The following is a 13006-nucleotide window of genomic DNA, read 5'->3' on the forward strand; positions in this document are numbered from 1 at the left end:
CTGTGTATGCACGGCGCACGCCGACGGAACGTTCCGTCGGCGTGCGCCGTGCACGTGAACCGGCCGGGTGCGTGTCCGCGCAGGTGCCGGGCGGGGTCGCGGGGTCAGTGGATGATGCCCGTGCGCAGGGCGACGGCGACCATTCCGGCGCGGTCCCCGGTGCCGAGCTTGCGGGCGATGCGGGCGAGGTGGCTCTTGACGGTGAGTGCGGACAGGCCCATCGAGACGCCGATGGCCTTGTTGGACTGCCCTTCGGCGACCAGGCGGAGCACCTCCACCTCGCGTCCGGACAGTTCGCGGTAGCCGCCCGGGTGGCTCGGGGACCCGGGCGGCCTGCGGTGCATACGGGCGGCGTTGGCACCGATGGGTGCCATACCGGGACGGCCGGGGTGGCCGATGTTGGTCCGGGTGCCGGTGACGACATAGCCCTTCACACCACCCGCGAGGGCGTTGCGCACCGCGCCGATGTCATCGGCGGCGGACAGGGCCAGACCGTTCGGCCAGCCGGCGGCTCGGGTCTCGGACAGCAGGGTCAGCCCGGAACCGTCGGGCAGGTGGACGTCGGCAACGCAGATGTCGCGTGGGTTGCCGACGCGGGGGCGGGCCTCCGCGATGGACGACGCCTCGATGACGTCACGAACTCCGAGTGCCCACAGATGGCGGGTGACGGTGGAACGGACGCGCGGGTCGGCCACGACGACCATGGCCGTCGGCTTGTTCGGGCGGTAGGCGACCAGGCTTGCGGGCTGCTCGAGGAGAACGGACACCAGGCCTCCTGGGAAGTGGCGGGACGGGCCGGCTCGGGGGGTGAAGCCGGGGGAACCGTGCTTGACGGGTCATTGACCTCTTCGGCAGCGGGGCCGTGCTCCTTTAGGGGAAGATCACGATTTGGTGAGTAACAATTCGGGCAAATCGGACGCGCGATCGATTGTACGAAAAGAGAGCCGGTGCCTGTGCGACCGGCTCTCCCGAATGTGACGCACCGTTACGGAATCTGGGGCCCCCGCCGCTGGGGCAGCGTCACCACCGCCGCGTCGGCCGACTCCGACGGCGGCAGGCCGGCCAGCTGGCAGAGGAGATCCCCCCAGGCGGCCAGGTGTGCCGCCACGTCCGGCACCCCGCTGCGGCCCTCGCGCGGAGTCCAGGAGGCGCGGATCTCGATCTGGGTCGCGGGCCGGCGCGCGGACAGCGCGCCGAAGTAGTGCGAGCCGGCGCGCGTCACGGTGCCTCCGGCCTCCCCGTACGCCAGGCCCCGGGCGTCCAGGGCCCCCGTCAGCCAGGTCCAGCAGACCTCGGGCAGCAGCGGGTCGGCGGCCATCTCCGGTTCCAGCTCCGCCCGGACGAGGGTCACGAGCCGGAACGTGCCCTTCCAGGCGTCGTGCCCGGACGGATCGTGCAGGAGGACCAGGCGCCCGTCGGCGAGGTCCTCGTCCCCGTCCACGACCGCGGCCTCCACGGCGTAGGCGTGGGGTGCGAGCCGCTGGGGCGGCCGTGTCGGTTCGACCTCCAGTTCGGGGCGCAGCTGCGCGGAGCGCAGCCCTTCGACCGCCGACCGGAACGCGGGCGGGACCAACTCGCCCTCCCCGCTCCCCTCGGTGTCGGCGCCTTCGGAATGATCGGAAAATTGTCCCTGAGCCGGAGCCATGCGGGGAAGAGTAGGCGGAACCGGGGCGTCGCGCAGGGAAGGACACCCGGCCGGGGCGGCTCCTTGCCGCTCCATGCGAAGATTCCAGGTGTGAGTGCCAACGACAGCCCCTCGGGCCTGCAGACGACATCCGCCACCCATGAGTCGGCCTTCCTGAAGGCGTGCAGGCGTGAGCCCGTGCCGCACACCCCGGTGTGGTTCATGCGCCAGGCGGGGCGTTCGCTGCCCGAGTACCTCAAGGTCCGCGAGGGCATCGCGATGCTCGACTCCTGCATGATGCCGGAGCTGGTCACCGAGATCACGCTCCAGCCCGTGCGCCGCCACAAGGTCGACGCCGCGATCTACTTCAGCGACATCGTCGTCCCGCTCAAGGCGATCGGCATCGACCTCGACATCAGGCCCGGCATCGGCCCGGTGATCGCCGAGCCCGTCCGCACCCGCGCCGACCTGGCCCGGCTGCGCGACCTCACGCCCGAGGACGTCTCCTACGTCACCGAGGCCATCGGCATGCTCACCGCCGAGCTCGGCGCCACCCCGCTGATCGGTTTCGCCGGGGCGCCGTTCACCCTCGCGAGCTACCTCGTGGAGGGCGGCCCGTCCCGCAACCACGAGCGCACCAAGGCGATGATGTACGGCGACCCGGAGCTCTGGGCCGATCTGCTGGACCGCCTCGCGGAGATCACCGGGGCGTTCCTCGAGGTGCAGATCGAGGCGGGTGCCTCCGCCGTCCAGCTCTTCGACTCCTGGGTGGGCGCCCTGGCCCCCGCCGACTACCGGCGCTCCGTGCTGCCCGCCTCCGCGAAGGTGTTCGACGCGGTCGCGGGGTACGGCGTCCCGCGCATCCACTTCGGCGTGGGCACCGGCGAGCTGCTGGGCCTGATGGGCGAGGCCGGCGCCGACGTGGTCGGGGTGGACTGGCGCGTCCCTCTGGACGAGGGCGCGCGCCGTGTCGGCCCGGGCAAGGCGCTCCAGGGCAACCTCGACCCCGCCGTGCTCTTCGCGCCGACGGCGACGGTGGAGGCGAAGACCCGGGAGGTGCTCGACGCCGCCGCCGGTCTGGAGGGCCACATCTTCAACCTGGGGCACGGCGTCATGCCGACGACCGACCCGGACGCGCTGACGCGCCTGGTGGAGTACGTCCACGAGCAGACCGCGCACTGACCGCACCGGGGCCCGGGCCGCCGACAGGCACCCCGGGCCCCCGGAATTCGGCCGGAAATCGCCGTCCGTCAGGCGCTGCCGGCCGCCCGTACCACCGCCACCGCCTTGCGTGCCGCCACCAGCACCGGGTCCCAGACCGGGGAGAACGGCGGGGCGTAACCGAGGTCGAGTGCCGTCATCGCCTCCACCGTCATTCCGGCGGTCAGCGCCACGGCCGCCACGTCGACCCGCTTGGCCGCCCCCTCCCGGCCCACGATCTGCACACCCAGCAGCCGCCCGGTGCGGTACTCGGCGATCATCTTCACCGTCATCGCCCGGGCCCCCGGGTAGTAGCCGGCCCGCCCGGTCGACTCGATCGTCGCCGTGACATAGCGCAGCCCCACCGCCGCCGCGTCCTTCTCACGCAGCCCGGTGCGGCCGATCTCCAGGTCGCAGACCTTGCTCACCGCCGTCCCCACGACACCCGGGAACGTGCCGTAGCCGCCGCCGACGTTCGACCCGATGACCTGGCCGTGCTTGTTGGCGTGGGTGCCCAGCGCGATGTGCCGGGTGCGGCCCGCCACCAGGTCGAGGACCTCGACGCAGTCGCCGCCCGCCCAGATGTTGTGATGGCCCCGCACCCGCATCGTCAGGTCCGTCAGCAGCCCGCCGTTCGGCCCGGTCGGCAGGCCGGCGGCGCGTGCCAGGCCCGTCTCCGGCTCGACGCCGATGCCGAGCACCACCACGTCCGCCGGGTAGGTGGCGTCGTCCGTGGCCACCCCGGAGACCCGGCCGTCGTCACCGGTGAGGATCCTGGTGACCGAGGCCCCGTTGACCGTGGTGATGCCCAGGCCGTCCATCGCCTCGTGGACCAGGCGCCCCATGTCGGGGTCGAGGGTGGCCATGGGCTGCGCGCCCCGGTTCAGGACCGTCACCTCGTACCCGCGCTTGAGCATGGCCTCGGCCATCTCGACGCCGATGTAGCCCGCGCCGACCACGACCGCCCGCCGGCCCGTGGTCCGCTCCAGCGTCTCCAGGAGCGCCTGGCCGTCGTCCAGGGTCTGCACCCCGTGCACCCCGGGGGCGTCCATCCCCGGGAGCTCCGGGCGGACCGGGCGGGCCCCCGTAGCGATCACCAGCTTGTCGAAGCCCGTCCAGTAGCTCTCACCGCTCTCGCGGTCCAGGGCCCGCACCCGCTGCCCGGCGACGTCGATCCCGGTCACCTCGGTGCGCATCCGCAGATCGATGGCGTGGTCCCGGTGCTCCTCGGGCGTACGGGCGACGAGGGCGTCCGGCCCCTCGACGTCGCCGCCGACCCAGTAGGGGACACCGCAGGCGGAGTAGGAGGTGAAGTGGCCCCGCTCGAAGGCGACGATGCTCATCTCGTCGGGTCCCCTGAGCCTGCGGGCCTGCGACGCGGCGGACATGCCCGCCGCGTCGCCCCCGATGACCACCAGTCGCTCCGCCGCCATGCCGGCTCCCTTCGTCGAAGTGTCAGGGAGCCACGCTACGGCGCTCAGGACGCCGGCGGCGCCTGCGGCCCGGTCGGCGCCGGACGCTCCGGCACTTGGTGGCGCGGCACCCGGCGGCGCACCAGCCGCCACAGCACCACCAGGACGGCCGCTGCGGCCAGGAACGGCGCGGTCGCGCCGATCGCCACCGTGATCCACCGCAGGACCGTCAGGAAGGCGTCCCAGCCGCCGGCCAGCGCGTCCAGGAACCCGGTGTCCCCGTCGTCCGGGGCCGCCGCCTCCTCGTCCGGCTCGCCGAGATCCAGCGTGATGGTCGCCAGGGAGGTGCGGTCCCTCAGGGACGCCTGCTGGGCCAGCAGCGACTCCAGATCGGCCTGACGGCTGCTCAGTTCGCCCTCCAGGGCCACCACGTCGGAGAGGCGCTCCGCCTTCTCCATCAGCGAGCGGACCCGGTCCACGCTCGCCCGCTGGGTGGCGATCCGGCTCTCGACGTCGACGACCTGCCCCGTGACGTCCTTGGCGTCCGACGAACGCGACAGAAGCCTGCCCGACCCCGCCAGCTCCTCCAGCACGCCCTCGTAGCGGTCCTGCGGCACGCGCAGCACCAGGTGCGAGACCTCGTGGGTGTCGTCCAGCCGCTCCGTGGTCTCCTCGGCGACCAGTCCGCCGGCGCCTTCCGCGGCCCTGCGGGCGGCGGCGACCGCCTTGGGCACACTCGCCACCTCGACGTCGAGCGTGGCCGTACGGATGACGTGGGCGGCGACCGCGGGGGCCTGCTTCGCCTTCGACGCGGCCCCGTCGGCGGACCGCTCACCCGCCCCCTCCGCGCCCGGTGCCGCCGCCTTCCCGTCCGCGGACGTGGCCCCCTTGTCGGCGGCGGAGCCGCCTCCGCCCCCGGCCGAGCACCCGCCGGCGCCGAGCAGCGCCACGAGCAGGGCGGCGGCCGGCACGGCGCGTGCCAGGCGCCTGCCGGACCGTGCGGGTGGATGGGTGTCCGTGCGGTGTCCGTCGTGCATGTCGCGTCCCCCCCAAGGGCCGTTCGCCGATGATGCCGGTTCGACGTACGGGCCGGTGCGCGGGTTGCCGGACGGCGGTGTCGAAGCGGTCACGTTCGGGACTCGTTCGGGGTTTGAGAGAGTGGACCCATGCAGCGTTCTCTTCAGCACGACCCCGCGCGTACGGGGCATGTCGTCGTCATCGGCGGCGGCATCGCCGGACTCGCCGCCGCCCACCGGCTGCTCGCCACCGGACTCCGGGTCACCGTCCTGGAGGCGACCGAGCGGCTCGGCGGCAAGCTGATGACCGGCGAGGTCGCCGGCGTACGGGTGGACCTGGGGGCCGAGTCGATGCTCGCGCGGCGCCCCGAGGCGGTCGAGCTGGCCACCGCCGCCGGTCTCGGCGACCGGCTCCAGCCGCCCGCCACCGCCTCCGCCTCGGTCTGGACCGGGAACGCCCTGCGCCCCATGCCCAAGGGCCACGTCATGGGCGTCCCGGGGGATCCGGCGGCGCTCAGCGGGCTGCTCTCCTCCGAGGGGCTCGCCAGGATCGCCGAGGAACGCGACCTCACCCCCACCGCCGTCGGTGAGGACGTCGGGGTCGGTGCCTATGTCGCCGACCGGCTCGGCCGCGAGGTCGTCGACCGGCTCGTGGAGCCGTTGCTCGGCGGGGTGTACGCGGGCGACGCCTACCGGATCTCGATGCGGGCCGCCGTTCCGCAGCTCTTCGAGGTCGCCCGGGAGGGAGGCTCGCTCCTCGACGGCGTCCGGCGGATCCAGGAGCGGGCCGCCGTCAGGCAGCCGACCGGACCCGTCTTCCAGGGCATCTCCGGGGGGCTCGGTACGCTGCCGGGCGCCGTCGCCGACGCCGTGCGGGCGGGCGGGACCGAGATCCGTACGGCCACCCCCGTCCTCGGCCTGACCCGGACCGGGCAGGGCTGGGAGGTGCGCACCGACAGCGGGGTGATCGCCGCCGACGGTGTCGTGATGGCCGCGCCGGCCTGGTCCGCGTCCACCCTGCTCGCCGCCGAGTGCCCGGCGGCCTCCGTCGAACTGGCCGGCGTGGAGTACGCCTCGATGGCCCTGGTCACCCTCGCCTTCCGGCGCTCGGACGTCGAGGGCAACGAGGCGCTGGCGGGGCGCTCCGGCTTTCTCGTACCGCCCGTCGACGGACGCACGATCAAGGCGTCCACCTTCTCCAGCAACAAGTGGCGGTGGGTCGCCGACGCGGCCCCCGACCTCTTCGTGCTGCGGACCTCGGTCGGGCGCTACGGCGAGGAGGACCACCTGCACCGAGAGGACTCCGAGCTCGTCGCGGTCTCGCTGAAGGACCTGGCCGACGCGACCGGGCTGACGGCGCGGCCCGTGGACACCGTCGTCACCCGGTGGATCGGCGGGCTGCCGCAGTACCCCGTCGGTCATCTGGGCCGGGTCGCCCGGATCCGCGAGGAGGTGGCGAAGCTGCCGGGACTGCGGGTGTGCGGCGCGGTCTACGACGGGGTGGGCATCCCCGCCTGCGTGGCCGGCGCCCACCGGGCCGCGGACGAGATCGCGGAAGAGATCATCGCCACGTCGACCCGGGTTCAGGGCACTCCGAGCGAGGCGGGACAATAGCCGTATGAGTGCGCCAGAAAAGCTTCCGAACGCAGGCAAGAAGGCCAAGGACCTCAACGAGGTCATCCGCTACACGCTGTGGTCCGTCTTCAAGCTGCGAGATGTGCTTCCCGCCGACCGGGCCGGCTACGCCGACGAGGTCCAGGAGCTGTTCGACCAGCTCGCGGCCAAGGACGTCACCGTCCGCGGCACCTACGACGTCTCCGGTCTGCGGGCCGACGCCGATCTGATGATCTGGTGGCACGCCGAGACCTCCGACGCGCTCCAGGAGGCGTACAACCTCTTCCGGCGTACCACGCTCGGCCGCGCGCTGGATCCGGTCTGGTCGAACATGGCCCTGCACCGGCCCGCCGAGTTCAACAAGTCGCACGTGCCGGCGTTCCTCGCCGACGAGGAGCCGCGCGCCTACGTCAGCGTGTACCCCTTCGTGCGCAGCTACGACTGGTACCTGCTGCCGGACGAGGACCGTCGCCGTATGCTCGCGGACCACGGCAAGATGGCCCGTGGCTTCCCGGACGTGCGCGCCAACACGGTCCCCTCGTTCTCGCTCGGCGACTACGAGTGGATCCTGGCCTTCGAGGCGGACGAGCTGTACCGCATCGTCGACCTCATGCGTCATCTGCGAGGCTCCGAGGCGCGGATGCACGTGCGCGAAGAGGTCCCGTTCTACACGGGCCGCAGGAAGGCCGTCGCAGACTTGGTGGCGGGGCTCGCATAGCCAGCGTTTCCCGGCCACCCCGACCCGGAAGATCAGTTGGCGGGCAACGGCGCGTGTGACGCCGCCCGTCGTTCCAGCGACACCGGGTCCGGTTCCGGGAGCACATCGGCCCTGACCGGCGAAGTGCGGTGGCCCGCGGGGGAGTCAGCCATTCCTCCCCGCGGGTCGCCGCCTCGTGCCGGACGTGGCCGATGTGTCCCGGGCCGCACAACCGACGGGTACGTCCCGGGGCGCCTCGCAGATCTCAGATCTCGGCGCCGGACGCCCGGCCGAGCGGGCGGACCGTACGGCCGCCGTCGAGCAGCGCCGCCCGCAGCCGCGGGTCACCCACCGCCGCCACCCCCCGCACGGCCACCGCCGCCAGCACGTCGCGGTCCGGGCCGTGGACCGGGGCCGGCAGCGAGTCCAGCCACCTCTGCCCGGACGGCGAGGCCCACGGACTGTACGGCTGGTTCTCCACCCGCGCGATGGCCAGGCAGCCCAGCGTGAGCACCAGCGGCAGCCCGAACCACGCCAGGACCGGGCCCGCGTCGCCCGTGTCCTGACCGGGCATCAGCGCGGTCACCGCCGCCAGCACCACCACCAGCACCGCCGCGCCGCGCACCCCCCGCACCGCCGACTCCAGGGCGGTCCGCGTGCCGTGCGGTACGGCGAGCCCCGCCGCCACCAGGCGGTCGGCGAGAGCGCGTACGGTGTCGGCGGCGGCAGCGGACGCCCGTATCGGCGCTATCCGGGACTGCCCCTCCGGGCCGATGGCCCGGATCACGGTGCGCTCGACCTCGTCGCGGCCCTCCGGGTCGACGACCGTGGCCCAGCCTGTGTGGGCCAGCAGCAGACGGCGCCGCAGATGCATCGAGACCAGGGCCAGATCGGCGACCCGGTGCGGACCGCCTGCCAGGAACGCCGTCTCGTACAGGCTGAGTTCGCGCGACAGCGGCTTACCAGGGGCGTCGGCCGGGAGCAGCGCGGCGCCCGCGGTGAGGAGGCAGAGCCGGATACAGGAGACGGCCGCCACGCCCCACGCGGCCAGGAGGAAGAAGACCCAGAGCATGGGCGATGTCTATGCGAGGCGGGCACGCGAGCGCCACGGTCTGTTCACGATTCGGACAGAAGTCGGTCACAGCTGGTCACGGCTGGCTGAAATCGTTTGGTTCAGGAGCTGCTGCCACAGCTGGACCCGCCGCCGCAGCTCGACCCGCCGCCGCAGCTGGACCCACTGCTGCAGCTGGAGCCGCCGCCGCAGCTCGAACCGCCACCTCCCGAACCGCACGAGGACCCCGTTCCCGAGTCGCCGCTCCCGCCGCAGCCACCCCCGCCGGGCCCCGCCCCGGCGCACCACGCGGCGTCGCCCGCGTACAGGTCCGCGGTCGCGCCCGCGCCCGCCGGGACGGAGCGCCCGGGGGAAGGGTGCCGGGCGGCGGCGAGCAGCTGGTCCCGCAGCTCCGTGTGCGGCAGTGCGCCCAGCCCCTGGGTCGCCACCAGGTGGGCGGCACCGGGCACATGGGTGCGGGTCCACCGGTAGCGGGTGGCGGCCCGGCGTCCCGCCTCGGTGAGCCGGGCCTTCGCGGATTTGGCGGTCACCAGACCGACGACGGCACCGGCGAGGAGCGCCGGCAGCACCTTGACGACGAACGGGATCGGGACGTCCGCGTACCCCTCCCGAAGGGCGTACTGGAGCACGGTCAGGACGACGGCGAACGGCGCGGCCACGACGCACCCGATGCCCTGGACGAGCGCCCACCGGCGGCGTGTGCGGTTCTCGGCCGGTGGCACCAGCAGTCCCCGGGCGGCCAGCCCGTCACCGATCTCCTGCACCGCAGGGTGCCGCATCACGGCCTTCCGCAGGACGTGCAGGGCGCCGCTCGGCGCGGCGGCCAGCTCCTGGAGCACGGCGCGCTCCACCGGGTCACGGGCCTCGTCCCGTCGTACGGCGACGATGCCGGGGCCGCCGACCACCAGGCGGCCGTCCTCGTACAGGGCGGTGAGCGCGGTGTCGACCACCCTGGCCGGGCCGCCGCCGAGGAAGGCCGCCTCCGACAGGTCGTGGACCGACGGTTCGGGTTCGCCGGGGGCACGGCGCCTTCCGGCCGCCGGCACGGTGAGCAGCAGCACGGAGGAGACCGCCACGGCGAGGGTCAGCAGCAGGGCGAGGGCGTTCACCGGCTTCCCCTTCCCGGGCGGGCTCCGGCGAGGACGGTGCGCGCCGCCCGGGCGACCCGTGCGCCGCGGCGCGGTGGGCGCGGTGCCGCCCGGTCCTGCCACCACCGGGTCAGCCTCCGCCGGGCCGCCTCGTCGGCCGGGCGCCCGGCGATGAGCAGGTGCTCCGCGAAGTCCAGGGCGTCGCGGCGGTAACCCCCGGACAGGGGGCGGGTCCTGGCGTACGCGAGGAACGCCTTCCGGAAGCCGTCACCGAGGATCCGGGGAAGCTCCGGGGCCACCTCGGCGACGACGTCGGCCCGCTTCGCGGCCAGGGCGCGACTCTGCACCGCCAGCCGCGCGTGGTCGAAGCCCTCCGGCGCGGGCGAGCCCGCCACCAGGGCAGACAGCAGCGTGGTCTGCGCCATCGCCACCCGCTCCCGGGCGCCCGGCGCGGGTGCCGGACGGGCGGTGGCCCCGGCCGGCGTCCGGTCAGGGGCCGGGGCGGCCGCCGCCGCGGCCAAGGTGGCCCGTATCGCGGTCAGTTCGCCCGCCAGCTCCCCGGCCGGCGGGAAGGCGTCGTCGCGTTCCAGCAGCACCCCCGGCGGGTCCACCCGCGAACGCAGTTCCGTCAGCACGTCCAGCACGGGGCGCGTCACCGGGTGGGCGTGGGTGTCGTGCCAGACGCCGTCCTTCTCGATGCCGCCCGCCACATGGACGTACGCGATGGCCTCCACCGGCAGCTCGTCCAGTGCGGCCGCGGGGTCCTCGCCCCGGTTGACGTGGTTGGTGTGCAGGTTGGCCACGTCGATCAGGAGGCGTACGCCGGTGCGCTCGACCAGCTCCGCCAGGAACTGCCCCTCGGTCATCTCCTCGTCCGGCCAGGCGATCAGCGCGGCGATGTTCTCCAGGGCGAGCGGCACGGGCAGCGAGTCCTGGGCGATGCGGACGTTCTCGCACAGCACGTCCAGCGCGTCCCAGGTCCGCGGGACGGGCAGCAGATGGCCCGCCTCCAGGCCCGGCGACGCGGTGAGCGGCCCCCCGGCCCGGACGAAGGCGACGTGCTCGGTCACCAGCGGTGCGCCCAGCAGTGTGGCACGCGCGGCCAGGCCGGCGAGGCGGTCCGGGTCGGGCCGGTCCGCCCCGCCCAGGCCCAGCGAGACGCCGTGCGGGACGACGGTGACCCCGCGTTCCCGGAGCCGTGCGAGGGGGCCCGGGAGGTGGTCCTCGCAGATGTTCTCCGCGACGGCCTCGACCCAGTCGATCCCCGGCAGCCCCTCGAGGGCGTCCGCGATCTCCGGCCGCCAGCCGATGCCGATTCCCAGCTTCATGGTGTCCCCTCCCCGCCTCGTGCAGGGGTCATGGCCCCGCGGCGCGGCGCCGAATCCGAGAAGGGGGACGTTCAGAGCTGGATCTGAGGTTCCCGGTGCCGGGGCCTTCCGCGCGCAGGACCGTCCGCGACCTGGACGAAAACCTCGGCGTTATCTGATCGTGATGTTCCGGCCGGTCGGTCATCACCTCGCCCACCTGCAAAAACACCGCGCACACGGCCTCCCGGAGGGCCGGGAGCGCCGGATTAAATCGGCGGTCTGTTGACGGAGATCAACAGGCGTTCGCATGCTGATCGACATGTCAACCAGGGACGGCTCCACGGCACATTCCCCGCGGGGCGAGACGTGCGCGCCCGCCGACCGCCGCTCGCGGAAGGCGTGTCCGGGCGGGGCCGAGGCGGCCCCGGCGGCCGTCCCTGTCCCCCGCTGACAGGCGGACCGACGCCCCGGCCCGGCCGCGACGCGGTCGCGGGCAGACGTACGGCCCCGCCGGGCGCGGGGCATCCCGTGGAGAGCCGGCCCGACTCGATCCGACCCGGGCCCGGGCGGGCGGTCCTGCCCACGCACCGGCAACCCGGACGAACGAAGGAGAAACTGACTGATGACCGGCACCGAGAACAGGTCGCACCTCGACCGGCGGTCCCTGCTGACCCGAGCCGCCGGTGTGGGAGCGGCGGCGGCACTGCCCACGGCCGCCGCCGGGGCGACCCCGGCGTCGGCCTCGCCCGCGTCCCCGGCCTCGCCCGCCCGCCGTCACCCCTCCAACTGGCCCGACCCCGAGCCCTACGGCATCGCGGACATCCGGCCGGACCTGTGGCCACGCGAGGACAACTCCTTCGTCCTGCCGCTGGAGTTGCGCCCCCGAGACAAGGAACGCGGCCTGGTGTGGATGCGGGACACCTACGTCAACCGCTTCGTCGTCGACGGCCGTCCGCTCTACGTCGCGACCGGAACCACCCGCGTACCCGGGCTGGAGGCGGCCGGACCGTGGAACGACGGCATCTTCGTCTGGCTGTCCCGCTCCCTCAAGGGCCCCTGGAAGCTGGCCGACACGACCCGCATCCGGCCCGGCGCGGAGAAGGGCAAGGTGTGGTCGCCCGAGTTCGTCGGCGAGAACCGGCCCGGCCGCACGGTCGTCGCCCCCTGGCAGGAGTACTGGTACGACGAGCAGTTCGGCAAGCGCGGCCAGGCGTGGGCCCCGGAGCTGCACTACTTCCGGGGCAAGTGGTACATGGTCGCGTGCATGGGTGACCACTCGAAGAAGGTCGGCTCCTTCATGCTCGTGAGCGAGGGCGGGGTCGAGGGCCCCTACCGGCTCGTCGAGGGGAACGTCGACAAGCCCTTCGGCGACTCGTTCATCGGGGGTCCGGCCTTCATCGAGCCCGGCGCCTACCACCACATCGACGGGAGCCTCTACTCCGAGGGCGACCGCGCCTGGCTCGTGCTCCACAACAACCTGTACGCCCGGTTCCGCGACGACATGGAGGACATCGTCACGACGACGGACCTCCCGCTGTTCAAGCAGACGCCCTACGCACCCGAGCCGTACCTCGAAGGCGCCTACGTCTTCAAGCACGGCGGCAAGTACTACCTCCTGCACGCCGCGTGGGACCGTACGTCGATCAACGCCGACGGCAGCACCCGCCAGGCCTACGACACGGCCGGAACCGGCCGCGTGCAGTACCAGTACGACGCGGTGGTCGCCGTCTCGGACCGCTTCGAGGGCCCGTACTCACGGCGATGGACCGCCGGGGTCGGCGCCGGCCACAACAACTTCTTCACCGACTCCGACGGCACCGTGTGGGCCACCTTCTTCCGCAACCCGGCGTTCGGCCACTGGTCCGACCCGTCGCGCGTCGCCGACGCCGCCGTGCCCGGTGTCGTACGGGTGGAGTGGACCGGCCCGCAGGGCAACCGCCTGTACGTCCGGCGGCGGGACGGCGGGCGCGGCTGAC

Annotated in this window: 11 protein-coding genes; 4 read left to right on the forward strand and 7 right to left on the reverse strand. The window is 73.7% G+C overall.

What is annotated here, in order from left to right; translation table 11 throughout:
* Nucleotides 1-104 precede the first annotated feature (104 nt).
* Nucleotides 105-767: a response regulator transcription factor gene (locus SACTE_RS26135; RefSeq protein WP_014049023.1), complete on the reverse strand. Its 663-nt coding sequence runs from the start codon at nt 765-767 to the stop codon at nt 105-107.
* Nucleotides 768-985: 218 nt separating this feature from the next.
* A complete protein-coding gene (locus SACTE_RS26140) occupies nt 986-1645 on the reverse strand; it encodes a DUF3000 domain-containing protein (RefSeq protein ID WP_026359103.1) in 660 nt (219 codons plus the stop codon).
* Nucleotides 1646-1735: 90 nt separating this feature from the next.
* Between SACTE_RS26140 and hemE the strand changes: the two genes are divergently transcribed.
* Nucleotides 1736-2806 (forward strand): uroporphyrinogen decarboxylase, encoded by a 1071-nt coding sequence (gene hemE / locus SACTE_RS26145; RefSeq protein ID WP_014049025.1) that lies wholly within the window; start codon nt 1736-1738, stop codon nt 2804-2806.
* 68 nt (nt 2807-2874) lie between these two features.
* Here the strand turns inward: hemE and SACTE_RS26150 are convergent, their stop codons facing one another.
* Nucleotides 2875-4257: an FAD-dependent oxidoreductase gene (locus tag SACTE_RS26150; RefSeq protein WP_014049026.1), complete on the reverse strand. Its 1383-nt coding sequence runs from the start codon at nt 4255-4257 to the stop codon at nt 2875-2877.
* Between the two features lie 44 nt (nt 4258-4301).
* On the reverse strand, nt 4302-5273 hold the full coding sequence (locus SACTE_RS26155) for a DUF4349 domain-containing protein (RefSeq protein WP_014049027.1): 972 nt from the start codon (nt 5271-5273) through the stop codon (nt 4302-4304).
* 129 nt (nt 5274-5402) lie between these two features.
* Here SACTE_RS26155 and hemG point away from each other — a divergent pair, with 129 nt between their 5' ends.
* On the forward strand, nt 5403-6866 hold the full coding sequence (gene hemG, locus SACTE_RS26160) for a protoporphyrinogen oxidase (RefSeq protein ID WP_014049028.1): 1464 nt from the start codon (nt 5403-5405) through the stop codon (nt 6864-6866).
* A 4-nt stretch (nt 6867-6870) separates the two neighbouring features.
* A complete protein-coding gene (gene hemQ, locus SACTE_RS26165; RefSeq protein WP_014049029.1) occupies nt 6871-7584 on the forward strand; it encodes a hydrogen peroxide-dependent heme synthase in 714 nt (237 codons plus the stop codon).
* 244 nt (nt 7585-7828) lie between these two features.
* Here the strand turns inward: hemQ and SACTE_RS26170 are convergent, their stop codons facing one another.
* The 3 genes from SACTE_RS26170 to SACTE_RS26180 form a co-directional block, all read right to left on the reverse strand.
* The gene (locus SACTE_RS26170) at nt 7829-8635 is read right to left on the reverse strand and encodes a TIGR04222 domain-containing membrane protein (RefSeq protein ID WP_014049030.1); all 807 of its coding nucleotides are present in this window, start codon (nt 8633-8635) and stop codon (nt 7829-7831) included.
* Nucleotides 8636-8736: 101 nt separating this feature from the next.
* Nucleotides 8737-9744: a TIGR04222 domain-containing membrane protein gene (locus SACTE_RS26175; RefSeq protein ID WP_014049031.1), complete on the reverse strand. Its 1008-nt coding sequence runs from the start codon at nt 9742-9744 to the stop codon at nt 8737-8739.
* Nucleotides 9741-11051, reverse strand: a complete 1311-nt coding sequence (locus SACTE_RS26180; protein WP_014049032.1) for a DUF692 domain-containing protein — start codon at nt 11049-11051, stop codon at nt 9741-9743. Before SACTE_RS26180 ends, SACTE_RS26175 begins: the two co-directional genes overlap by 4 nt.
* A gap of 601 nt (nt 11052-11652) precedes the next feature.
* On the opposite strand from SACTE_RS26180, the gene SACTE_RS26185 reads away from it, so the two are divergent.
* On the forward strand, nt 11653-13005 hold the full coding sequence (locus tag SACTE_RS26185; RefSeq protein WP_014049033.1) for a family 43 glycosylhydrolase: 1353 nt from the start codon (nt 11653-11655) through the stop codon (nt 13003-13005).
* Nucleotide 13006: the final 1 nt, after the last annotated feature.

Source organism: Streptomyces sp. SirexAA-E, from assembly GCF_000177195.2.
GTDB lineage: Bacteria > Actinomycetota > Actinomycetes > Streptomycetales > Streptomycetaceae > Streptomyces > Streptomyces flavovirens.